The organism is Corallococcus macrosporus (genome assembly GCF_017302985.1).
Classification (GTDB): Bacteria; Myxococcota; Myxococcia; order Myxococcales; family Myxococcaceae; genus Corallococcus; species Corallococcus macrosporus_A.
In genome coordinates, this window is sequence record NZ_JAFIMU010000002.1 from 887,289 (window position 1) to 911,797 (window position 24,509).

At 69.9% G+C, this 24,509-nt stretch carries 15 protein-coding genes; 10 read left to right on the top strand and 5 right to left on the bottom strand.

What is annotated here, in order from left to right:
- Positions 1–23 precede the first annotated feature (23 nt).
- From JYK02_RS04020 to JYK02_RS04030, 3 genes are all read right to left on the bottom strand, one after another.
- Positions 24–2,168 carry a serine/threonine-protein kinase gene (locus JYK02_RS04020; protein ID WP_242588316.1) on the bottom strand — a complete coding sequence of 715 codons (2,145 nt, stop codon included), beginning with the start codon at positions 2,166–2,168 and terminating at the stop codon, positions 24–26.
- 112 nt (positions 2,169–2,280) lie between these two features.
- Positions 2,281–4,095 carry a serine/threonine-protein kinase gene (locus JYK02_RS04025; RefSeq protein WP_207048510.1) on the bottom strand — a complete coding sequence of 605 codons (1,815 nt, stop codon included), beginning with the start codon at positions 4,093–4,095 and terminating at the stop codon, positions 2,281–2,283.
- Positions 4,096–4,249: 154 nt separating this feature from the next.
- Entirely contained in the window at positions 4,250–6,085 is a 1,836-nt protein-coding gene (locus JYK02_RS04030) for a serine/threonine-protein kinase (protein WP_207048511.1), read from the bottom strand.
- A gap of 252 nt (positions 6,086–6,337) precedes the next feature.
- Here JYK02_RS04030 and JYK02_RS04035 point away from each other — a divergent pair, with 252 nt between their 5' ends.
- From JYK02_RS04035 to JYK02_RS04050, 4 genes are all read left to right on the top strand, one after another.
- Positions 6,338–8,698, top strand: coding sequence for a GMC family oxidoreductase N-terminal domain-containing protein (locus tag JYK02_RS04035; protein WP_207048512.1), 2,361 nt, complete (start codon positions 6,338–6,340; stop codon positions 8,696–8,698).
- Between the two features lie 18 nt (positions 8,699–8,716).
- Positions 8,717–10,258, top strand: coding sequence for an FAD-dependent oxidoreductase (locus JYK02_RS04040; RefSeq protein ID WP_207048513.1), 1,542 nt, complete (start codon positions 8,717–8,719; stop codon positions 10,256–10,258).
- Positions 10,248–11,354, top strand: coding sequence for an alpha/beta fold hydrolase (locus JYK02_RS04045; RefSeq protein WP_242588317.1), 1,107 nt, complete (start codon positions 10,248–10,250; stop codon positions 11,352–11,354). The genes JYK02_RS04040 and JYK02_RS04045 overlap by 11 nt, the downstream gene beginning before the upstream one ends.
- Before the next feature lie 128 nt (positions 11,355–11,482).
- Positions 11,483–12,388 carry an NADP-dependent oxidoreductase gene (locus JYK02_RS04050; RefSeq protein ID WP_207048514.1) on the top strand — a complete coding sequence of 302 codons (906 nt, stop codon included), beginning with the start codon at positions 11,483–11,485 and terminating at the stop codon, positions 12,386–12,388.
- 10 nt (positions 12,389–12,398) lie between these two features.
- Here the strand turns inward: JYK02_RS04050 and JYK02_RS04055 are convergent, their stop codons facing one another.
- Positions 12,399–14,159, bottom strand: a complete 1,761-nt coding sequence (locus tag JYK02_RS04055) for an RluA family pseudouridine synthase (RefSeq protein ID WP_347402421.1) — start codon at positions 14,157–14,159, stop codon at positions 12,399–12,401.
- Between the two features lie 281 nt (positions 14,160–14,440).
- Here JYK02_RS04055 and JYK02_RS04060 point away from each other — a divergent pair, with 281 nt between their 5' ends.
- The 6 genes from JYK02_RS04060 to JYK02_RS04085 all read left to right on the top strand — a co-directional run bounded on the left by JYK02_RS04060 (position 14,441) and on the right by JYK02_RS04085 (position 21,983).
- Entirely contained in the window at positions 14,441–15,139 is a 699-nt protein-coding gene (locus tag JYK02_RS04060) for a hypothetical protein (protein WP_207048516.1), read from the top strand.
- A gap of 229 nt (positions 15,140–15,368) precedes the next feature.
- On the top strand, positions 15,369–16,511 hold the full coding sequence (locus JYK02_RS04065; protein WP_207048517.1) for an FAD-dependent oxidoreductase: 1,143 nt from the start codon (positions 15,369–15,371) through the stop codon (positions 16,509–16,511).
- 114 nt (positions 16,512–16,625) lie between these two features.
- Positions 16,626–18,242 carry an LVIVD repeat-containing protein gene (locus tag JYK02_RS04070; protein WP_207048518.1) on the top strand — a complete coding sequence of 539 codons (1,617 nt, stop codon included), beginning with the start codon at positions 16,626–16,628 and terminating at the stop codon, positions 18,240–18,242.
- A gap of 30 nt (positions 18,243–18,272) precedes the next feature.
- Entirely contained in the window at positions 18,273–19,574 is a 1,302-nt protein-coding gene (locus JYK02_RS04075) for a glycoside hydrolase family 2 TIM barrel-domain containing protein (protein WP_207048519.1), read from the top strand.
- 129 nt (positions 19,575–19,703) lie between these two features.
- Positions 19,704–20,723: a hypothetical protein gene (locus JYK02_RS04080; RefSeq protein WP_207048520.1), complete on the top strand. Its 1,020-nt coding sequence runs from the start codon at positions 19,704–19,706 to the stop codon at positions 20,721–20,723.
- A gap of 129 nt (positions 20,724–20,852) precedes the next feature.
- On the top strand, positions 20,853–21,983 hold the full coding sequence (locus JYK02_RS04085) for a tetratricopeptide repeat protein (RefSeq protein WP_207048521.1): 1,131 nt from the start codon (positions 20,853–20,855) through the stop codon (positions 21,981–21,983).
- 10 nt (positions 21,984–21,993) lie between these two features.
- Here JYK02_RS04085 and JYK02_RS04090 read toward each other — a convergent pair whose 3' ends face one another.
- On the bottom strand, positions 21,994–24,504 hold the full coding sequence (locus JYK02_RS04090) for a hypothetical protein (RefSeq protein WP_207048522.1): 2,511 nt from the start codon (positions 24,502–24,504) through the stop codon (positions 21,994–21,996).
- Positions 24,505–24,509: the final 5 nt, after the last annotated feature.

Here is a 24,509-nt window from a genome sequence, read left to right on the forward strand (position 1 = left end):
ACTTCCTTCGAGCGAAGAAATGATCAGAGCGGGAAGCGTGCCTTCAGCACGTCCATCCACTTGTAGGTGTCCATGTAGAGCTTCCCGCGATCGTCCGCGGTCAGCTCCTGGGAGGCGCGCTCATGGAACTTCCACAGCTCCCATTCGAGCCCCGACGCCTCGCTCGCCCCCTTCGTTCGGCGCCGGAATTCCTGGTCGTATTGCTCCAGTCGGTTCGCGAGCTTCACCTCATCCGCCGTGGCTCTTCTCGGCGTTGGCCGGGGACCCGAAGGAATCGCGTGCGGCCCTGGCAGGGGCGTAAAGGCTACTGGAGGCGGTGGTGCCGTCACGACCGGCGCGTTGGTGGAAGGCACCAGTTGATTGGTGACCTTTTCCCAGAGCTCGACCTTCACAAAAACGCGGTCGGCCTCCAGCTCAGTTTCCGTGCCGGCCGCCTCCTGAAAGAGAGCGAGAAGGCTGTTCAACAGGGCGGGTGGAGGGCTGCCATTGGAATTGCGGGCATAGAGGGCTTCGTAATTCTTGTTCAACCGCTTCGCCAGCAGCCTCTGGGTGTAGAAATCCTGTGGCAGCTCAGGCCGTGCGGCGCGCGCCACCGTGACAGGCTCAGGAGCCGGAGCCGGAGCCGAAGTGGATGGACCTTGGGGGGAAGTCTCCACCTCCGTCACATCGGTCACCGTGGCAAAGCCCTGGGGCTCGGTGGGCGGTTTCTGACCTGGCCCAGAGGTGGGCGGCTCCGGCGGTTGCTTGGACGGCCCCGGCTTGCGAGGGCCCTGCGAAGGTTGCGTTCTGCTGTGGGACTTGGGCGGATCCTTATCGACTTTCTCGGGGATCTTTTCCTTCTCCGTGGAGGGGTCGGTCGCGGTGGTGACCACGGTCGGAGGAGGTTCCGGAGGGAATGGCGGCTTATCGGGAGTGCCCGCGTCAGGCCTGGCCTCAACCGTTGGCTGCGCGGGAGGTTGTTCCACGGTCGCGGCCGGGCGGCTCAGCCACCACGCTCCGCTTCCAAGGCCCACGAGCAACGCCATGCCTCCCAGCATCCAGCCTCGGCTCGGCGTCTTGCGGAGGGCCTGGAGCGCCTCTGTCCCCACGTCTTCGGGATCCGCGACCGCCATGGGCGCACGGGTGGGGACACGGGCCACGGCTGGTTTCGGCGCGGGAGCAGGACTCGGCGCGGGCACCTTGGGCTTCAGGCCCGGAGGCCTCGCGAACGTCTGGGTTCGAGCCTCCGCCGGGATCCGCTGGAGCTGCTGCTGCACGGCCTCCGCGGAAGCCGGACGCAGGGTGGGGTCCTTCGCCAGCAACTGGAGCACCAGCGTGTCGAGCTCCGGGGGAATGCCTTCCGCGCGCGCGGAGGGCAGCGGCGGGATCTGATCGACGTGCGCGAACATCACCTGGACGGGATCGCCCTGGAACGGCCGCACGCCCGTCAGCATCTGGAACGCCATGATGCCCAGCGCATAGAGGTCCGTTGCCGGCCCCACGGTGCCGCCGCGGATCTGCTCCGGGGCCATGAACTCGGGCGTGCCCAGCACGGAACCATCAAGGGTCGTCGGGCTGTCCTTGCTCTCCAGCAGCTTGGCGATGCCGAAGTCCACCAGCTTGAGCGTGGGCGCCGCATTCGGCGGCTCCACCAGGAACACGTTCGCGGGCTTCAGGTCCCGGTGCACCACGCCCGCCCGGTGTGCCGCTCCGAGCGCGGAGAGGATCTGATCCAGCATCCAGAGGCTGGTGGGCACGTCCAGGCGCTTCCGGTCGGTCAGCAGCTCGGAAAGGGGCCGCCCCTCCAGCAACTCCATCACGACGTAGGAACGCCCGTCCGGGAGCGTGCCAAAGCCGAAGATGTCGATGATCCCGGGGTGCCGGATGGCATTGACCGCACGGGCTTCCACGAGCAGCCGCTCACGCAGCTTCGGAGACACAAGCTCCGCGCGAAGCACCTTGATGGCGGCCTGCTTCCCAATGAGGGAATGGGTGGCCCGGTAGACGACACCCATTCCTCCCGCGCCAATGCGCTCATCGACCGTGAAGTCTCCTATCTGCGAGGAGAGCAGCGGATCCGCGAGGGGCGTGGTGTCCGCCGACGAGGTCTTCCGCAAAGTGCGCGGCACCTCATCGGCGATGGAAGGACGGTGGGTTTTCATGAGGGAGCCCGCGAGCGAGCGGACCATACCCATGCATTTCCCCGGGTACCAAACAACGCACCGGCAAGCCGTTGGCTGGCAGCGGGTCGTGATTGACTGCCGGGGAGTGAGTCCATGCCCGCCAGGGTTTGGTCTCACCTCACTTCGGGAAGCGAGCCTTCAGCTGCTCCTGCCACGCGTCCAGCGCCTTGTTCACGTCCATGCGCTCGGTGCCGGTCTCTGCCTTCGCGGCGTCTGTGTAGAGGCCCACCAACTCGCGCGCGAGGTCCGGCGCGACGTCCTGACCCTGGGTTCGCTTGCGCAGCTCCGCGACCAGCTTGTCCAGGCGCTGGGCCAATCGCTGCTCGGAGGCATTGGTGCGGGGCAGGGTGGGCAGCGGAGGAATCACCAGTGGCGGGACCTTGGGCAGCTCCGGCACGACTGCCACCGGGGGCGCGTCGTGCTGCGCGATGCGCTGGGTCAATTCCTTCTCGATGCCGTCGAGCGCCTGATGGATGCGCGCGCGTTCGGAGTCCTTCGTCGCGTCCACGGCGGCGCGGTACTGCTGGATCAACTTGCCTCGCAGCGCTCCGTCCGTGTCCACGTCCTTCGCTCGTGCACGCTGTTGCTTGAACAAGCCAAACAACCTTCGCGCCAGCTTCTTCTCGGACGCTGTCTCGACCGGCAGTGGCGGCAATCCGGAGGCCTTGCCCTCCGTCTCCACTTCCTCGTGCGTCTCCTGCACGGGCTCGGTCTTCGTGACCGTCTCAGTCACCGGAACCACCGGCGCCGGTGCTTTGACCACGGGCGCAACGGGCACGGTCGGACGCTGCACCACGGGCGGAGGCGTTTCCGCGGGCCGCGTCAGCCACCAGAGCCCCGCGCCCATCACCACGACCCCGGCGACCACCGCCGCCGCCAGCGGTGCCACCTTCCGGCGGTCCGCGAGCAACGCAGCCAGGCCTGGCGGCCGGGGTGCCGTAGGGGATGTGGGCTCCTCCCGCTTCGTCACCGCCGGGACGCCCAGCCCCAACGTGCCAGGAGACCGTCCCAATGACAGCGCCTTCAACCGCTGACGTACGGCTTCCGCGGACGCAGGCCGCTTCGCCGGATCCTTCTCCATCAACTGGAGCACCAGCGCGTCGAGCTCCGGCGGAATGCCCTCCACCTTCGATGAAGGCCTCGGCGGGGCCTGTTCGACGTGCGCGAACATCACCTGCACGTTCTCACCCTGGAAGGGCCTCGCTCCGGTGAGCATCTGGAACGCCATGACGCCCAGCGCGTACAGGTCCGTGGCCGGGCCCACCGCGCCGCCGCGGATCTGCTCCGGGGCCATGAAGTCCGGCGTCCCCAGCACGGAGCCGTCCGCCAGCGTCAGGCCCTCGCGCGACTGCAACACCTTGGCGATGCCGAAGTCGACCAGCTTGAGCGTGGGCGGCGCGTCCGGCCGCTCCACCATGAACACGTTCGCCGGCTTCAGGTCCCGGTGCACCACGCTCGCCCGGTGCGCCGCCCCCAGCGGAGAGAGGATCTGCTCCAACATCCAGACCGTCGTCCCCACGTCCAGCCGTCCCCGCTCGTGCAGCACCGCCGCGAGCGACTGGCCTTGCAACAGCTCCATCACCACGTACGGCCGGCCGTCCGGCAGCTTTCCGAAGTTGAAGATGTCCAGGATGCCCGGGTGCCCGATGGCGTTGACCGACCGCGCCTCCACCACCAGCCGCTGCTCCTGCTCCGGCGACATCAGCTCCGCGCGCAGCACCTTGATGGCGGCCTGCTTGCCGATGATGGGGTGCTCGGCGCGGTACACCACGCCCATCCCGCCCGCGCCGATGCGCTCCTGGATGACGAACTCGCCCAACTGCGTCCCCAGCAGCGGATCCGCCTTCGGCGCCGTCGGTGCCAATGTCAGGGGCACCTCCCGCTCCGTCAGCGCCCGGTGTGCCCCCGTCTCCGGAATTCTTCTTGTCTTCATGGGAAAGCCCGTTTTCGAAGACAGTACCGTGAGCCAGGGACGCCGTCGCGTGCCCCGAAGGCTCGAGTTCTGTCCGCTCGTCCGCCAGGCGACTCAGGGTTTCCCGTACTTCCAGTGAGGCGGTCGTTTTCCTCCCGACCGCCCTCACCGAGGATCAGCGCGGGAGGCGCGCCGTCAGCCGCTCCTGCCATGCATCCAGGGCCTGATGCACGCTCATGCGCTCGGTGGCGGTCGTGGCGTTCGCCGCGGACCGGAAGATGTCCACGAGCTGCTTCGTCAGCTCCGGCGCGACGTCCTGGTTCTGCGTGCGCTTGCGCAGCTCCGCGACCAGCTTGTCCATGCGTTGGGCCAGCCGCTGCTCGGAGGCATTGCCCTGGGGCAGGGGGGGCAGCCTGGGAATCACAAGCGCCGGGACCCGGGGCGGCGCCGGAGGCGCGGCGGTTGCGACGGCGACACGCGCCGGGGGCGCATCGTGCAGTGCGATGCGCTGGGTCAATTCCTTCTCAAGGTCATCCAGCGCGACATGGATGCGCGTCCGCTCGGAGTCCGTCTTCGCTTCCGCGGCGGCCCGGTACTGCTGGAGCAGCCTGCCGCGCAGGACTCCCTCCGCATCCACGTCCTTCGACCGCGCCAGCAGCAGCTTGAACAGACCTGCCTGCCGCTGCTCCATCTTCTTCTCGGAGGCAGTCTCCGCCGGCAACGGTGGCAACTTCGTGGACTTCGCGAGGGTCGCTGTCGCGGTCTCCGCCTCCGTGGGCGCTGCTTCCTCGATGACCTCGGGCGGCACCTCGACAGGGGGCTGCGTCGCGGCGACCGGCGGCGGCTCCTCCGGAAGCGTGGGCCTCGCGTCCACCCGCACCGGCCCGGAAGGTCGCGGCGGCGCAATCACTTGCATCGGCTCCGCCTCCCGCGCCTGCGTCCCCCACCCGTAACCCACCCCCAGCATCGCCACCGCGGCGACCGCCGCCACCGCGAGGGATACTCCGCTCCGGCGTCCTGGCGGCTCGGCCCGCGCCTGCGGCTCCACCGGCGCATCCGGTTCCACGCTCCCGGACGGCATGGGGGGACGCGCCAGTCCCCGGAGCTTCAGCCGCACGGCCGTCGCGGTCGCGGGCCGCTTCGCGGGGTCCTTCGCCATCAACCGCGACACCAGGTCATCGAGCTCCGGCGGAATCCCTTCCACCCGCGACGACACGCGGGGCGGAACCTGCTCGACGTGCGCGAACATCACCTGCACGTTGTCACCCTGGAACGGCCGGGTGCCCGTGAGCATGTGGAACGCCATCACCCCCAGCGCGTACAGGTCCGCGGCCGGGCCCACCTCGCCGCCGCGAACCTGCTCCGGGGCCATGAAGTCCGGCGTCCCCAGCGTGGAACCGTCCGTCCGCGCCAGCGCGTCGTGCCCCTGCATCAGCTTGGCGATGCCGAAGTCCACCAGCTTGATCAACGGCGCCGCGTCCGGCTGCTCCATCAGGAACACGTTCGCGGGCTTCAGGTCCCGGTGCACCACCCCCGCCCGGTGCGCGGCCGCCAGCGCGGCCAGGACCTGCTCCAGCACCCAGGCCGTGGTTCCCACGTCCATCCGGCCCTGCTCGCGCATCCGGTCCGCGAGCGACTGGCCCTTCAGCAGCTCCATCACCACATACGGCCGGCAGTCCGGCAGCGTCCCGAAGTTGAAGATGTCCAGCACGCCCGGATGCCGGATGGCGTTCACCGCCCGCGCCTCCACCAGCAGCCGCTGCTCCTGCTCCGGGGACACCAGCTCCGCGCGCATCACCTTGATGGCCGCGTGCTTGCCAATCAGCGGGTGCTCCGCCCGGTAGACGACCCCCATCCCGCCCGCGCCCACGCGCTCCCGGATGACGAACTCACCAATCTGGGACCCCACCAGCGGATCCACCGTCGCCAGGGCCTCCGCGGGGGCTTCGTCCGTCCGCGCGCCAGGTGCCGCCGCCGCTGAGAAGGGTTCGTGCTCCAGGGCCGGTCGCATGGGGTCGGATGCTATCGGTCCGGATCCATGACGTCCCGCGTCCAAATGCGCCGGCTGCCCGCCCGGCCGCTGGTGGATCCGCGCTGTTCAAGGAATGCGGTTCTTCAGAGCGAAAAAGTCTGATCCACGGAGGGGGTGGGGCCTCAAGGAAACGGGGTGGACCCGTTGTAGAGTCAGGTCCGTCCTTTCCTGGACGTTCCCGGGTCGCGCTTCCGGATCCCTGCTCCCCAGGGACCGCACCCGAGGGGGAACATGGCACCGGCATACGACGCCCTGGTCATCGGCACCGGGTTTGGCGGCGCGGTGGCGGCCTGTCGGCTCGCGCAGGCGGGCCTGACCGTGCGCGTGCTCGAACGCGGACTGCGCTACCAGAAGGGCAGCTTTCCACGCGACTTCGAGGACCCCCGCAACGGCTGGCTGTATCAGCACCGGCAGGGCCTCTTCGACATCAAGCTGCTCAAGGGCATGAGCATCGTGCAGGCCGCGGGGTACGGCGGCGGCTCGCTCATCTACGCGAACGTGCACCTGCGCCCGCCCGCGGAGGTGTTCGCGTCCGGGTGGCCGGAGGGCTACAGCCGGGAGGCATTGGATCCGTATTACGACCTGGTCGCGCACATGCTGGACGTGCAGCCCATCACGGCTTCCGCGCGCGGCCTGCCGCCCAAGACGAAGCGGATGCAGGAGGTAGCGAAGAAGCTGGGCCGCGAGGCGCAGTTCTTCCACCCGAACCTCGCCGTGCGCTTCACCCCCGCGGGCGAGCCGATGCCCAACAAGTTCGGCGTGCTCCAGGAGGGCTGCAACTACTGCGGCGAGTGCGACATCGGCTGCAACCGCCGCGCGAAGAACACCCTGGACCTGAACTACCTGGCCGTCGCGGAACAGCGCGGCGCGGAGGTGACGACGCAGGCGGAAGTGACGCGCATCGAGCCCCTGTCTCCGGGCTACCGCGTCACCTTCACCGACCACGCCAGCGCCGGCATGCAGCGCACCGTGGACGCGCGCCGCGTCTTCCTGTGCGCGGGCGCGGTGAACACCACGGAGCTCTTGCTGCGCAACCGCGACGTGCTCGGCACGCTGCCGGACCTGAGCGCGCGGCTGGGGGCGCGCTATTCCGCCAACGGGGACTTCCTCGCGTTCGCCTTCGACACGAAGGAGCCGTGGGACCCCGCGGTGGGGCCCACCATCACCACCGGCATGGTGGTGGAGGAGGGGCAGGGCAAGGACAAGACCTGGTTCCTCTTCCAGGAGGGCGGGCACCCGGTGCAGGCGGCGGGGCTGATGATGGCCATGGACCCGGACCGCGCGATGACGCTGCCCGCGGACCTGCTCCAGCGCGAGCTGGTGAAGGTGCTGCGCACGCGCTCCAAGGAGATGTCCGCCATCGAGAACGAGCGCGGCCGCTTCCAGGCCGTGTTCCTGGCCATGGGCCGGGACAAGGCCAACGGCCGGCTGTCGCTGTCGCCGATTACGCGCGAGCTCCAGGTGCAGTGGGACGTGCCCGCGAACCTGCCGCTGTACCGCACGCAGGAGCAGCTGTGCGAGGACGTGGCCCGCGCGCTGGGCACGCGCGCCGCGTACAACCCGCTCTGGGAGCGGCTGCACCTGCCGGTGTCCGTGCACAACCTGGGCGGCTGCGCGATGGCGGACGAGCCCGCGTACGGCGTCCTCAAGCCGGACGGCGAGGTGCACGGCTATCCCGGCCTGTATGTGATGGACGGCGCCGCGCTGCCGGTGGGCATCGGCGTCAACCCGTCCTCCAGCATCGCCGCGGTGGCCGAGCGCAACGTGGAGCAGGTCATCCGCCAGGTGAAGGACGCGCCGGGCTGGGTGGCGCCGGAGCGCGCGCCGGTGAAGACCGCGCCGGCGTACCCGCCTCGCGCCAGCATGCGGATGATGCCGGAGGTGGAGACGGTGGCCCCGCCGGTGGTGCCGGGGACGGATCCGCTGGGCGACGTGGTGATTCCGCCCGGCGGCACGGTGGCGTCTCCCACGCCGGTGGTGGGCCTGCGCTTCACGGAGCGGATGAAGGGCTTCCTCCAGCCCGGGCATCCGGCGCCGGACGACTTCGCCGGGGCGGCGCGGGCGGGGCAGCGCTCGGGCGCGGCGGCGGACTTCGTCGTCACCATCACGCTGCCCAACCTGGACCGCTTCCTCGCGCAGGAGGCGCACGGCGGCATCGTGCAGGGCACGTTGAACGTGCGCGGCTTCACGCCGCCCGGAGGCGCGCCGGTGGAGAACGGCGTCTTCAACCTCTTCGTGGGCACGGAGCGCTTCTACGAGCGGCGCATGCTGTACCTGCTGCCCTTCACCGGCGTGGACGGCCAGCCGTACCTCCTGGATGGCTACAAGGAGGTCAACGACGACGCGGGCTTCGACGTGTGGAGTGACACGTCCACGCTCTACACCGTGCTGCGCAAGGGCCACGAGCGCTCCGGCCCCGTCGTGGCCAGCGGCATCATCCGCCTGCACCTGCCGGACTTCCTCCAGCAGCTCACCACGTTCTCCGTGCTGGGCACGTCGTCGCCGCTGAAGCAGGCGGACGCGATGCGGCGCTTTGGCGGCATGTTCATGGGCACGCTGTGGGACGTCTTCGCCCGCGCGAAGTTCGACTGAGGGGGACACACCGTGGGCATGGCGAAGCGGTACGACGTGGTGGTGGTGGGCTCCGGCTTCGGTGGCTCCATCACCGCGTTGCGGCTGGCGCAGGCGGGCAAGTCCGTGGCGGTGCTGGAGCGGGGCCGCCGGTACGCCCCGGGCCAGTTCCCTCGCGACATCACGCGCGCGGACGAGCTGCTCTGGCACCACCCCGTCCGCCCGGAGGCGCGAGGGCTCTACGACGTGCGCTTCCTGTCCGGCATCGGCACGGTGACGGCGAGCGGCGTGGGCGGCGGGTCGCTCATCTACGCCAACGTGCACGTGCGGCCGGACCCCATCGTCTTCGACCATCCGCGCTGGCCCCGGGGCTTCTCCCGCGAGGCGTTGGATCCGTATTACGACAAGGTCGCGCGCGAGCTGGACGTGAAGCCGTTCCCCGCGTCCATCCCGCTGAAGAAGCGCGACCTGTTCCAGCAGGCCGCCCAGCGCATGGGCCGCAAGACGTTCGATCCGGACGAGGCCGTCTCCTGGACGGAGCCCTCCGCCCCGGGCCGCAAGGCGTGTCAGCGCTGCGCGGAGTGCGAGTTCGGCTGCCAGCACGGCGCGAAGAACACCCTGGACCTCACCTACCTGGCGCGCGCGGAGAAGCTGGGCGCCACGGTGTGGCCGGGCCTGTCCGTGTCCCACGTGCAGCGCGTCGCGGGCGGCTACCGCGTGCACTTCAAGGACCTGGCCACCGGGGAGAAGACGTCCGTGGAGGGCAGCCGCGTGGTGCTGTCCGCCGGGGCGCTGGGCACGGTGGAAATCCTGCTGCGCAGCCGCGACCGGGCCCGCACGCTGCCCCTGGTGAGCGAGTGGCTGGGCAAGGGCTACTCCGGCAACGGCGACTTCCTGGGCTCGCTGCACGGCAGCCGTGAGCAGATCATGCCGTGGGAGGGGCCGGACGTGGCCACGGTGATGCGCTTCTTCGACGCCGCGCCGCGCTTCACGATGGTGACGGCCACGTTCAACCAGCCGGCGACGGCGGTGCTCGCGGGGATGGGACAGCCCCGGCTGGGATTGCTGGGCGGTGTGGGGTCCCCGCTGTGGACGAAGCTGTGGCCGCTGATGCACGGCGCGTTCGCCAAGGGGCTGTTCAACAAGCCGCTGGGCACCGGCGTGGACCCCTCGCGCACGAGCAACCTGTTCGCCATTGGCCAGGACAACGCCAACGGGCACATGGTGCTCAAGGGCGACCGGCTGGACATCGAGTGGGACTACGCGAACGAGAACGTGGCCCTGGTGAACCGGATGACGGACGCGATGCGGGAGCTGGCGTCGCAGTACGGCGGCACGTTCGCGCCGCTCGTCACCTGGGAGCTGTTCCGCCGGCCGTTCACGGTGCACTCGCTGGGTGGGGCGCACCTGGCGGAGTCGCCGGCGCGGGGCGTCGTGTCGAAGGAAGGCGAAGTGTTCAACTACCCCGGACTGTACGTGGCGGATGGCTCCGTCATCCCCACGTCCATCGGTTTCCATCCGGTGATGACCATCAGCGCGGTGGCCGAGCGCATCGCGGAGGCGGTGGCCCATGGCTTTTGATTACCGAAGCGGCGCGGCGGTGTCGCGGACCCTGTCGCAGGACGTGACCCTCAAGGGCATGCCCGTCCCGGAGCGGTACGACTTCCTCGCGGGCGACGGCGTCCCCCTGAAGCTCACCCGCTACGTGGGGGGCACGAAGGGGCCGGTGCTGCTGGTGCACGGCGCGGGCGTGTGGAGCGGCATGTTCATGCTGCCCACGCTCAAGGAGAACTTCGTCCAGCACCTGGTGCGCCACGGCTACGACACGTGGCTGCTGGACTGGCGCGCCAGCGTGCAGCTGCCCCTGCGTCAGTTCACCTTGGACGACGCGGCGGACCACGACATGCCGGCGGCGGTGCGGCGCGTGCGCGAAATCACCGGCGCGGACTCGGTGCAGGCGGTGGTGCACTGCGCGGGCTCCGCGGCGTTCTTCATGTCCATGGCCGCGGGGCACCTGCCGGACGTGCGCACGGTGGTGGCGTCGCAGGTGGCGCTGCACCACCACACGCCGGCCACCACGCGCTTCAAGGCGCTCTTGCGCGTGCCGGAGCTGCTGGACGCGGGGCTGGACTCGCTCACGCCGGATGACGCGTCCCGCACGCCGCTGTTCCAGGCCGCGTTCACCAAGGTGTCGAGCCTCCTGCGGATGGAGTGTGACAGCCCGGTGTGCCACCGGCTGTCGTTCATGTACGGCCGGCTGTACCGGCACGCCCGGCTCAATACGGAAACGCACGCGCGGCTGGAGGAGCAGTTTGGCCGGTGCAACCTGCTGACGTTCCGCCACCTGGGACAGCTGGCGCGCGGCGGCCACGCGGCGAAGTTCGACTACGGCCGCGCGGGCAACCTGGCGCGCTACGGACAGGCGCGTCCGCCGGACTACCTGGACCCGGAGCCCTTCCAGCGGCCCATCACGTTCGTCTCCAGCGAGCAGAACCGCACCTACCTGCCGTCGTCCACGGAGCGCACCTTCCAGTGGCTGCGTGAGGCCAACGGTGCCCGCTGGTACCAGCGCCGCATGCTGCCGGGCTACGGCCACCTGGACACGTTCATGGGAAGCACCGCCGCCGAGGACACCTATCCGGTGCTGCGCGAGGCGCTGGAGTTCCAGCCCCGCTGACGCCGTCCGCTTCCAGGGGAGCAGGAGGCGGAGCGACCGGCCGCCGACGATGGCGGCCCCCTTGCCGGTGCTTACCGTTGGGCCGTCGTGGGAGTTCTCTTCCCTCGCTCGCCTGCGTGGAGGCCCGGATGAAAGCGGTCGTGCTGAAAGGCTATGGGGACGTGGATGTGCTCGCGGTGCAGGACATGCCCGAGCCGAAGGTTGGGCCGGGCGAGGTGAAGGTCCGCGTCACCGCCGCGAGCATCAACCCGGTGGACTGGAAGATCCGCCGGGGGGACATGAAGGGGCGGATGGACCTGAAGTTCCCCGCCATCCTCGGGCGCGACGTGTCCGGCGAGGTCGTGGAGGTCGGCACGGGCGTGGAGACCTTCGAGCCGGGTGACCGCGTGATGGGGCTGGTGAACGCCGGCTACGCGGAGACGGTGGTCGCGCCCACGGAGTGCTGGGCGAAGGTGCCCGACACCCTGGACCTGCAGGACGCCGCCGCGCTGCCGCTGGTGACGCTGACGGGCACGCAGCTCATTGAAGAGCACGTGCGTCCCTCGAAGGGGGACACGGTGCTCGTCACGGGGGCGCTGGGGGCGGTGGGGCGCTCGGCCATCTTCGCGGCGCGGGCGCGGGGCGCGCGCATCTGGGCGGGTGTGCGCAGCAAGCAGGTGGACGAGGCCCGGAAGCTGGGCGTGGAAGGCGTCGTCGCGCTGGATGATCCGAAGGACATCGCGAGGCTGCCCACGCTGGACGCGGTGGCGGATACGGTGGGCGGTGACGCCGTGGCGGCGGTGCTCGACAAGGTGAAGCACGGTGGGACGGTGGGCAGCGTTCTGGGGGAGCCGAAGGGCGCGAAGGAGAAGGGGCTCACCGTGCGCAGCTTCATGGCGCATCCGGATGCGCACCGGCTGGAGCAGATTGCCCAGAGCGCGGCGAAGGGCGACCTGGTGATTCCCATCAGCCGGACCTTCAAGCTGGATGAAGCGCGCGAGGCCCAGAAGGTCGCGGAGCAGGGCGGCATGGGCAAGGTGCTGCTCGTCAACTGACGCGTGCGCCTCAGAACGGGGCGGCGCGGGTGAAGGACACGCGCTGCCCCGTCGCAGGGTGCATGAACGACAGCGTCTCGGCGTGCAGGTGCAGACGGAGGCCCGCGTGTCCGTACAGCGGGTCTCCCACGATGGGCGCGCCCAGGCCCTGCGGGTGCGCCGCGTGGACGCGGAGTTGGTGGGTGCGGCCGGTGCGCGGGTGGAAGGCCACGCGCGTGTGGCCTGCTTCGCGGCGGAGGACCTCCCAGTCCGTGACCGCGGGCTTGCCATGCACGGGGTCGACGATCTGGCGCGGACGGTCGTCCAGGTCGACACGGAGGGGCAGGGTGATGGTGCCGGAGTCCCCCTGCACGGGGCCGTCGATGAGCGCCACGTAGCGCTTGGCCACGTCGCGGTGGAGGAACTGGCGCTGAAGCGACGCGTGCGTGCGGCTGTCGAGCGCCGCCACGAGCAGCCCGGATGTGTCGAGGTCCAGCCGGTGTGCGAGCAGCGGGCCCGTGGCGTGCGGATACCGTGAGCGCAGGCGCGTGAGCACCGAGTCCAGCAGTGATGCGTCCCGGCCCGGCACGGACAGCAGGCCGCAGGGCTTGTCGATGACGACGAGCCACGCGTCCTCGAAGACGATGGAGAGCTCCGGAGTGGGCGCGGGCGGTGGGACGAAGACACGCGGCGCGGAGACCTCCAGGCCCTCCAGCATGAACGGCAGCAGGGGGCCGCACTTGTCGCGGCAAGCCGGATAGAACGCGCCCTGGATGCGGCCGCCGGAAGCGGGCGGCGTGCCCCACCAGAACTCCGCGAGCGCCACTGGCTGGAGCCCATGCGCGAAGGCATGGGCAAGCAGCTTCGCGCCCGCGCAGTCACCCGCGCCGGAGGGAGGCTCCGCGCCACCGTAGAGCGAGCGCAAGGGGCGGGTTTCTCCGCGAGCGTTGGTGATGGCGTAGGTGTCGTGGAACTGCTTCATGAAGCCGCGCGAGACGATGCGCCGCAGCCGGTCCAGGGCACGCACGCGGCGCTCTGCCTTCGCACGGGCAGGGGCAAGCTGGCGCCGCGCCTCTTCCTGCGCCGCGTCCCACCGGCGCTTCTCCGCCTTGTCGCCCCGGCTCTCCTGGTCGAGCGCATGCAGTGCCTGTGCGCGTTCAGCCTCCGTGAGCGCATGGGCAGTGGGCTCCTCCTGATTGAGCGCATGCGGTGCCTGCGCGCGCTCCGTCTCCGTGAGCGCATGGGCAGTGGGCTCCTGATTGAGCGCATGTGGTGCCTGCGCGCGCTCAGTCTCCGTGCGCCTCTGCATGGCCAGGATCGCCGCGCGGCGTTCGTGGCGCTGACGGCGGCGGGCTTCATGGCGCAGGCGCATGGCCTCTCGCTCCGCGGCCTCGCGCGCCTGGCGGGCGTCGTCATCTTCTCGCAGGCGGCGCAGTTCCTCGGAAGCACTCCATGCTTCGGCTCGGGCCAGCAGGGCCTTCACCGTGGCATCAGCCACCGGCTCCACGCGAGCGCGTGCTTCGCGGTCGAACACAGGAGGCACGAAGCCGGGCACGTCCCAGCGCCCCGCGAGCATCGCGGAGAAGGCTCGCAGCACGCCGAAGGTCCCATTCGGCCGCCGCACCACGAGCACCCCGAACATCTTCCCGCCGTCGGGCCCCTGGAGGACGTCGCTGTCCAGCCCGGGCGCGATGACGCCTTCGCGAAGCGTGGCCTTCAGTGACTCCGCGGCCCGACGCGCGAGGGCGTGCGGGCCCACGGCGTCGAAGGGGCTCGGGAAGGCTCCCGGCACTTCGTCCGCCCGGGGCGCCGGTTCGAGTGCGGTGACAAGCGGGTCCACGGCGCCGGAGTAGCACGAAACCGAAGGTGTGCCCCACCGGTCCTGGAGGCCAGGCGGGCAGGCTGGCTGTCATTGCAATGCCATGTCAGGCTCTCGGGCCCCGTATGCGCCCTTCATCCGCAATGCTGCTCTTGATGGTCCTTGCCACGACTCCGGCGGCCGCCGGGGAGCCACCATCCCCCAACAAGGACGCCTGTCCATCGGGGTTCCGCGTCGTGGTGGATCCCCAGGATTTGAAGAAGCAGCTGCGCGCCGCGAAGACGACCGCTGGCTTGCGCAAGCTCCTCCACCCGCTGGGATTGGGCTCCGCGTGGGAGCGGCTGGAGTGCTTGAAGGTGGACGGGCCGGCGTCCGCGCAGCTCGACGTCTTCCGTGCACGCATCCTGTCCGCGGACGCGCAGGACGTCGTCCTCCAGGCCCGAGGACACCTGTGTGAGGGGATGAAGCTGCTGGCGGGGGTGGTGCTTCATCCGCTCAGCGGAAAGAACACCTTCTGCGCCATCCCGATGGAGTTCCTGCCGGGTGCGGCGGAGGGCGAGTCCCTTCGCGTCGTGTTCTCCTTCGAGAACCTCACCGACCCGGTGCGGCAGGTCTTCCGGGTCGAGAGGACCGAATCGGACGCGCGCAACGAGGACCAGACGTTGTCGTACTGGGAGGCGCATGAGGGCCAATTGCGCTCCATCTTCACCATCAAGTCGGGAAGCCACATGGGCTTTGTCAACGGCGGGACCGACGTGAAGGTCACGCCGGTGGGCGACACGTTTCCTCGCGTCCTCGAGATCAAGGAGTCCAGCACGAATTGCGGCCGGTTCATCGACATGCCCTCGGGCGAGAGCGTCTATGACTCCAGTTGCACCGACGCCGCGAACGAGGCGCGCATGTGCTACCGCCGCAAGTCACCCGGTGCCCCAGGCGTCTACGACAAGTGCTAGGGGCTGCCCCTGTCGGCCTCGGGCCTCTCCGGGCGGCGGCGCTCCTTGCGACGTTGGCGCGCATGCTGTAGGTCTGGATCCGTCGCGAAAAGCGACCGCCGTGGCTTCGTGGCGGTCAAGCACACGTCGAGCCCGAGGGGCCCGGCCAGCGTCTCCACAGCAACCGCCCGATGCGTCGGGCCTGCCGCATCCGCACGACGTCGTGTGGCTGCGACCCCAGGAGCGCTGCATGCGAAGTCCAGTCACCATCATTGGCGCAGGTCTCGGCGGGCTCATGCTCGCGCGGGTTCTGTATCTGCACGGCGTTCCGGCGCGGATCTACGAGGCTGAAGCCTCAGCCTCGGCGAGGGCCCAGGGCGGGCTGCTCGATATCCACGACTACAACGGTCAGGTCGCGCTGAAGGCCGCCCGCCTGTTCGAGGGCTTCCTGAAGCTCGTACGACCGAGCGAGGACGCCAAGCGCGTGACGGACAAGCAGGGCGTCGTGCTGTTCGATGATCCGGGCGGGCATGGCGACCAGCGCCCGGAGGTCGACCGAGGCGAGCTGCGTCGGCTGCTCATCGAGTCCCTGCCGGCCGACACCATCGTCTGGGGTAGCAAGGTGACGTCGGTGGCGGCGCTCGGCGGCGGGCGGCATGTCGTTGGTTTCGCCAACGGAAAGGCCGTGACGACCGAGGTGCTGGTGGGCGCCGACGGGGCCTGGTCCCAAGTGCGGGCCCTGCTTTCGGCGGCGAGGCCGATCTACTCGGGAACCTGCTTCATCGAGACCGTGCTGGCCGATGGCGACAGCCGTTTCCCGGCAAGCGCCGAGGCGATCGGCAGCGGCACCCTGATGGCCGTGGCGCCGGCACAGGGCATCCTGGCGCATCGCTACGCGGATGGGACCCTGCGCACATACGCCGCTTTGAACCGGCCAGAGGCGTGGGTGGAAGCCCTGCGCGGGAAGGGCTTCAAGGCGCGGCTGGATGCGGTGGCTGAGGCGTTCGAAGGGTGGGCGCCGACGCTCACGACGCTGATCGCGCAGAGCGACGCCGAGCCACTGCTGCGGCCGATCCATGCTCTGCCAATCGATCATCGATGGGACCGGACGCCGGGCGTGACCCTGGTCGGCGACGCGGCACACCTGATGTCGCCGTTCGCGGGCGAAGGAGCGAACCTCGCCCTGCTCGACGGGGCGGAACTGGGGGCGGCGCTGGTGGCGCGCCCGGGCGGCGTCGAAGGGGCGCTGGCGGCGTATGAGGCGGCGCTGTTTTCGCGCAGTGCTCGGGTGGCGGGGGAGTCGGCGCGCAATCTGACGCGGTTCTTCGACGAAACCGCGCCGGCCGGCGTCGTTGAACTGTTCAGCCGTCGAGGGCAGGTGGCTGGAGGCTGACCCTGAGTGCGTGAACGGGAATGCGCGATCCATGCACCGCTGCATGTCACTTCAGGTGAGGGATCGGGCGGGGTGGGAACGTTAGGCTGGAGCCCTTCTCTGACGAGGCCTCCCATGACAAGCCTTCTGCGGACGCTGTGGGTCATCCTGGCGCTCCAGCTCCTTCCCGGATGCGAGGACACACCCCCACGCCCCTCCTTCGACGCGGGGACCCCGGATGCCGGCCCCTATGTCTGGGACGGCACCTACACCGAGCTGGAGGAGCACGGAGACTGGGTGGATCGAGGCCCCTTCGCGCCGTGCGACTTCGATTCGCGGGACGCGTCCAGCAGCGCCTGCGAAGAGCTGTCCCGCTTCGATGTCTCGAATTGCGATCCGGCGGCGCTCGCCAGGCTTCCGCAGGAGGGCATCTACCTGGCCAACACCCGGGATGAGCGACGCCTGGAGGACGGGGGCACCCGCATCAGCACCGGCCCTGTCGGCTTCCAGCTCCGGAGCGACGGAGGCACGAGCACCTTGTTCGACGAGCCGCTCCGCTTCCGGGACACCCAGGACGGGCGCTTCTCCCTCACCGGGACCAACACGCGCACGAGCGTCACCATGACCCTGGTGGGCTGTCAGCCGCCCGCGCCGGACGTCATCACCGGCTGCTTCGCCTCCTGTCGCCGGGGGAAATTGTCGCAGCAGGGCACCTTCGAGGCCCACCGCGTCGCCCACTGGGCGGGCGAGCCCGAGTCCTCCGGCGGGTTGACGCTGCTCTCGGAGCGTCACGTCGCGCAGGGGCAGCCCGTGGATGTCTATGTCGCCCTGGACCACGCCTACGTCGTCTCGCTCCCCTACCAGGGCCGCGAAGGCGGGCTCACCGTCTTCGACGTGCGCGACCCGAAGAATCCCATCCTCACGACCACCATCAGCCTGCCCGGAGACAACTTCTGGAATGGCGTCTGGGCCTGGGGGAATGCCCTCTACGTGGCCAGCAGCAGCAGGGGCGTCAACGTCTACGACCTCTCCAACCCCGCGCTGCCTGTCTTCGTGCGGAGCCTGCCGACGGGGGCGTTTGGCGCCCACACGGTGCTCGTCGACGGCGGGCGGCTCTACGCCATGGTCCCCAACACCGGCACGTACGTCTACGACGTGTCCCAGCCGCTGGCTCCCGCGCTGCGGACCCTCATCACCATCCCCGGGGACTTCGACTCCGGGGGCCCGCATGACGCGTTCGTGTATGAGAACCGCCTGTACATCAGCAACGCCTTTGGCGGCTACGGGGTGATGGATGTCACGAACCTGGATGACGTGCGCTACCTGGGCCTGTACCCGCGCCCGGATCTCGGCTTCGCGCACCACAGCGCGGTGGGGACCTTCGCCGGCCGCACCCTCGCCTTCGAAGGAGGAGAGTTCCACAGCTCCCACCTGCGCGTGCTCGACGTCACCGACCCGGCCCGCATCGTGAAGCTGGGCGAGTTCCGGATGCGGCCCGTCACGTCCATCCACAACCTCATCCTGCGCGGGACCCGGCTCTACGTGGCCTGGTACCACGAGGGCCTTCGGGTGCTGGACGTGTCCAATCCCACGCGGCCCACGCAGGTGGCGCATTACAACACCTTTCGCGAGAGCGACCCCCAGCGGGGCGACAGCATCTTCGAAGGTGTCTATGGCGTCCGCATCCCCGGCGACGGGCACGTGTATGTGGTGGACTCATCGCGGGGACTGCTCGTCTTCAACGAGCTGTAAGGGCGGGGAGTCCCTAGACTCTCCGCTTCCATGGCCACTGCCCGCTCCTTCGCCGCTGGCGTCCTGTTGTTGACCGCGCTCCTGTTCACCTGGGGCGCGGAAGCCCGTACCGCCATCGTGAAGGCAGGGGAGGGGTGGAAGCTGGAGTTGGATGGAAAGCCCTACGCCGCCAAGGGCGTGACGTTCACTGGCACGGGCGGGCCCGCGAACTTCGACAGGGATTGCGAACAGCTGCGCGCCCTGGGCGTCAACACGCTGCGCACCTGGGGCACCGGTGAGGAGACGCCCGCGCTGCTCGATGCCGCGCACAAGCATGGCCTGCGCGTGCTGGTGGGGCTGTGGCTGCGGCCGGGTCGTCCGGGCATGGAGAACGATGACGCCTTCGACTACGTGCGCGACTCGAAGGGCCGTGAGGCGCAGCTCCAGGCCACGGTCGCCCAGGTGCGCCGCTTCAAGGACCATCCGGCGGTGCTCGCGTGGGGACTGGGCAACGAGGTCATCCTCAATTCACCGGATGAGCCGTCGAAGGTCGCCTACGCGCGCTTCCTGGAGAAGGTCGTCCGCGCGGTGAAGAAGGTGGACACCGGCCACCCGGTGCTCTCCGTGGATGCGTGGACGCTGGGCGTGCCGCTCTGGGAGAAGTACGTCCCCTCGCTGGATGCGTATGGCTTGAATGTCTACGGCCGGGGCATCCACGCACTGGCGGACGCGGTGAAGCAGGCCGGTGGTCGCAAGCCGTGGTTCATCACCGAGTTCGGCGCGCAGGGGGAATGGGAAGCCCCCAAGGATGCGCGCGGCCTGCCCGTGGAGCCGGCAGACGGGGAGAAGTACGCCGTCATCGTGGACGGCTGGCGCAATGCCCTGGCGCCACACGTCCAGGCGGGCCGGTGTCTGGGATTGTTCGTGTTCAACTACAGCGCGACGCTGGACCACGGAGGGCTGTGGCTGGGCATGCTGTCCGGCACCTCCAAGAGGCCGGCGTGGCACGCGGTGCGAGAGGCGTACACCGGCACGAAGCCAGAGCCCGCGCTGCCGGTGCCGGTGCGCCTGGAGGTGCGGGGCGTGGAGAAGGGTTGGGCGGACGTGGCGTTCGACGTCACCTCCACCCCGCCGCTGGACGTGTCCTTCGCCTACAACCTCCGGGGCGCGGCGACCCGAGCGGAGCGCGACCGCGTGACCGTGCTGGAGTCCCGAAAGGGAGCGACGCCCGGCACGTGGCGCGTGCGCCTGCCTTCCGTGACAGGGGCCATCAAGCTGTACGGGCTGGCGAAGGACGGCGCGGGGAACCTGGCCGCCGCTACCACGTCGTTGGCGATTCCGGCGGCGCCCTGAGTCGATGCGGTACAGTCCGGCGCCATGTCCTGGCGTCTGCTGTGCTTCTTCCTGCTGTGCCTTTCAACGGGGTGTAGTCACTATGGCCTGCCCCCGGCCACTGCGAGTCATGGTCATCTGGCGTTGGCCATGGATGCCTACCCGCGAAGCCCGGGCGCCTACGAGCATGACGTGGTCCAGGCCGCGAACCTGGGGATCACCACGACGAGCGAGCTCACCTCCTCGAATGGCCCTGCCGTGGAGCTGGAGCCCGACCAGGCGCCCCAGGTCTTCGAGAGGGTCGTCCAGCTCCTGAAGGGGAATCCCTCGGACGCCGAGCTGCTTCGTGCCTTGGACGACCTGCGGGCCGCATGTGACGCCGACCACGAGCAGGCGTGCGTGTTCTTGCGCGAGCAGGTGCGGCCCGCGGTCAGACTCGAAGGAACGCTGGTGCGTCCCATCGGGGAGGCGCGGTTCGTCACGGCTCTCCAGTACGCGGTGCTCATCGTCGGCTGCCGGCTGGAGGTGGATGGCCGCTTGCGCGCGTGTCAGGTCATCGAGAACGGGCCGGACCATGAAGCGGAGCGCCTCATCGCGCAGCTCGCCGCGCACCGGTACACGCCGGTGATGCTGGCGGGCCATCCGGTCAGTGGCCCGTATTTCCTCTCCTACGATCTCAACTACAGCGACAACAGGGCGCCGGACCTGTCCACGGAGCAGAAGCTGGAGTGGGCCCGGAAGCGGGTGGGGTGGTCCCCCACGAGCACCTCGGCCTGGACCAACCTGGCCGCGCAGCTCGCGGTCCATGCACCGGAGCATCCGCATTATCCCAGGGCGCTGGCCCGGGCCTATGCGCTGGCGCCCCGGTACTGGTGGACCGCCACGGAGATGGCCTGGCAGCGCCTCCAGGCGGGACGGCACGCCGATGCGCTGAAGGCCCTGCGCCCCGCCATCCGCCGCTCCTCGATGGGGGAACACCCCAATCCCTATGTGCTGGAGACCGCGGCCGCCGCGCACTTCGGGCTGAACCAGTGCACGACGGCGTTGGCGGAACAGCGCAAGGCCGTGGAGCTGCTGCCGAAGGAATGGCCCGTGCCGGAGCGGGAGCGCTTCCAGCGCAAGCTCCAGGATTACCAGACCGCCTGCGCCAGGTCCCCGGCTGCTCCCTGACCGCACGCGCTCAGGGTTTGGACGGCAGGTCCTCCGGGAACTGCTCCAGGATACAAAGCCTTGCGCCGTCATGGGGTGCGCTCCGCGTTCATTCCAGACGGCGCGGCTTCATGGCTAGAGTCCGGCGCCATGCGTTGGCCTCTCCTCGTTCTCTCCCTGCTGGTGGTCTCTACCGGCTGTGCCCACCGGCTGCGCCCGTCCGACCTGCCGCCACCCATGGCGAGCCATGGGCACCTGACCTTGGCCATGGGTGCCTTCCTGCGGGACCCGGCTTCCTACGAGAAGCAGGTCGCGCGGAACCCGGTCCTCGCCGGTGGCATCTCCTCGCGGACTCCTGTGGATGCTCCGGTCCTGGAACTGGAGGCCGGACAGGCTCCTGGCGTCTTCAACGAAGCCGTCCGGACCCTGGCGGGAAAGCCCACCGAGGCACAGGTCGTTCAGGCCTTGGGCGATCTCCAGGCAGCTTGCGACGCGGACCACGAGCAGGCGTGCCAGTTCCTGAAGAAGCAGAGCCTCCCACCGGAGCAGATCCGGGGTTGGGTGACCCACCCCAAGGAGCGAAGCCGGTCCTTCACGAGCGAGTACGCCGTGGTCATCCTGCAATGCCGCATCGACGTGGATGGGCATGTGCGGGACTGCCGGGTCATCGAGGATGGCTCCGGGCAACCCTCCCGGCACTTCATCGCGCAGCTGGGGGAAAGCCGCTACCGGCCTTGGACCCTGGCAGGACACGCCGCGACCACCGTGTATGGCTTTACCTTCAACCTCCGGTACGGAGGCCCCGCCGATGAGGAGCTTTCGCTGGAGCAGCGGTTGGGCTGGGCGCGGCTGCGGGTGGCCCATTTCCCCCAGAGCGGCGGGGCCTGGGCCAACCTTGCGATGCAGCTCGCCGTCCACACGCCGGAGGATCCGGACTACCCGAAGGTGCTCGCACAGGCCCATGCCCTGGCGCCCAACTTCCGGTGGACGGCGACGGAGATGGCCTGGCACCGCGTGCAGGCCGGGCAATACGCCGCGGCCCTGATGGCGCTGCGCCCGGTGATCCGCCGCTCCGTGATGGGGGAGCACCCCAACCCCTACGTGCTGGAGACCGCCGCCGCCGCGCACTTCGGGCTGAACCAGTGTCCCGAAGCGCTGGCGCAACAGCAGAAGGCCGTGGAATTGCTGCCGGCGGAGTGGCTTGCGCCGGAGCGGGAGCGTTTCCATCGCAAGCTCCAGGACTACCAGACCGCCTGCGCCTCGCCGCCAACAGCCCCCTGAACTCCTGCGCTCAGGGCTTGGACGGCAGGTCCTCCGGGAACTGCCGCTTCCAGTCCTGCGCGAGGTTGGCATTGGCCTTCAGCGCGGCGTCCCGGTCCGCGCGGGCCTGGGCCGACGCCGGGTCCTTCATGCGCAGGAGCGCCGCGCGCAGCAGCCGGGCCTCGGCCCAGTTCGGACGCTCCTGGAGCAGTGCTTCCGCTCGCGCGAGTCCCCTGGACACGAGTGATTCCGGGTCCTGCTTCGCGGCCTTTCGCGCTGCCGCCCACTCCCGGAACAGGTGTCCTTCCTCCAGACGGACGTCCTGATTCGAGGGCTCGATCTTGAGGGCCTCCGCGTAGTTCTGCTCCGCGCCCTTGAACTGCTCCTCCGCCTTCTGAGGATCCGTGCGCGCCGAATAGCGGGCCATCAGGCGGAAGTACTCGCCAGAGGCCCGGTGATGCACGACGCGATCCCGGGTGAGGAGCCGCAGCCATTCGCCCTCTTCGTATTGACGCGTGAGCGTGGGCTCCGGATCGCGGCCCTGCTCCAGCAGGTGGCGCGCCTGGAGGTGGTCCACCTTCTCGAGGCCCGCGTATCGCTCATCCTTCTGCGCCTGCAGGAAGGGCCGGGTCTGGCGGTAGAGCGCTTCCGCCCGGGCCGCTGCCTCGGTGGGGTCCGCTCCCCGGCGCCAGGTGTACTCCGCTCGCGCCACGTGGACCGCCGCCTGTCCGAAGGTTCCCTGGGTGGGGGACAGCTTCGTCGCCTGGACGTAGGCCGCCTCCGCATGGCCAAGCAATGCGGTGGGATCGCCCCCGCGTTCCCAGGTCTCCTTCGCCTGCTCCAGCTTGATCCGCCCCAGCTCGGCATGAAGGTCGGGATGGCTGGCGCCATGGGTGAAGGCGGCCCCGATGACGGATGCGGCCTTTTCCAGCGTCGGCCCGGCGTCTTCCCCTCGGGCCCGTTGCAGCCCGGCCTGTGCCACGCGGATGCGCGCTTCCAGCAGCCACACCTCGGAGGCCCGCATGTTGACCCGGACGGCCTTCTCCCAGGCGGCCTCTGCCTGCTCCAGGTCCGCGCGCGCGTCCTTCGTCGCTGGATCCATCGCCCGGGCCAGGAGCAGCTCTCCCATCCGGACCCAGTACGCCGGGACGCGCGCCTCGAGCGCGAGCGCGCTCCGGTAGGCTTCGATGGCTTGGTCCCGTTGCTGCGCGGCAGGCGACTCGGGCTTGCGCCTTGTGAACTGGGTGAGGTGGTCCGTCCAGGCACGCAGGAGCCGGGCGCGCAGCAGGTGGTACGCGAAGTCCTGCTCGGACGGCGGCGTGGTCTCCAGCAGCTCCAGGGCATCCTTGAGCCGGTAGCCTCCATCGGTGTTCTTTCTCGTGGCTTCCTCCGTCTCCTGCACCAACGCCCGGCTCCACTCCGCGCGGCCACAGGTGCTCGCCGCATCCAGGTCCAGGACGTGCTTCGCGGCCTGGATGGCGTCCTGGAGCAGGGCTCCCGGGAAGGGCTCGTCGCGGTCCGGGCGCTCCGCCACCGTGTTGAGGAAGCGCGCCTTCTCGCAGGCGAACCCGGCGTTGCCGGGATCCACCCGGGCGGCCAGGTCCAGCGCCTCGACGCCCCACTGCGCCGGGCCCGGGTCTCCTCCGGACAGGAGCAGCACGGCGCCGGAGAAGTCGGGGCGGGTGAGGTTCATCGCGGCGGTCTCGAAGCGCGCGCGAGCCAGGTAGGCCGGAGCGAGGCTCTCCGCGGTGGTCGCGGCCTCCGTGAGCACCTGGCGTCCGGCCATCAGGTCCTCGCGGGCGTGGACCTTGTCATCCTGCTTCCAGCGTTGCGCGGCGCGCAGCAGGAACACGTCCGCGCGCAGCAACCGCGCCTCCACGAACCACGGATACCGGCTGCCCACGGACTCCAGGCTCGCAATCGCCGCGTCCAGGCGGCCCTCGTGCAACGCGATGAGCGCCGCGCCGAAGTCCGCCGACGGAACCTCCGCCCCCGCGGCCTGTCGCAGCAGCGTGAGCACCGGCTCCCGGTACTGGCGCTCGACGTCCTCCTCCCGCACCTTGCGTTCATCCGCGTCCGGGGTGGCCACCGCCGCCAGCCGCAGCATGCGGTAGTGCTCGCTCAGGGCCTGGGCCCGGGCCCACGCCACGTGGGGCTTGCGGAAGCCCGCGTTCCAGGCGGCCTCCAGGTGCGTCCGCGCCTCCGCGTCCTGGCCCAGCGCGCGCGCGCCGCACCCGAGCGCGTAGTGACCGGGCCCCTGCGCCGCGAGACCGCCGAGTGCCAGCTCCTTCGACAGCGTCTCCATCCAGCCACGCAGCTCCGCCTGCTCCGCGCGCACGTCGTGCAGCCGGGCCAGGCCCACCGCTCGCGCCCGTGCCTCGATGCGCTCGGCTGCTTCGGTGAAGTGCGACGCCCAGGAGGCGTCCCGCCGGACCGGTGAGGTGGAGGCGCAGGCGGATGCCGCGACGAGCAGCAGGACCTGCGAGGCCCACACCGCGAGCCTGGGCCATCCTGCGGTCGAGTCGTTCTGGGAAGCTTTCAAGTCGA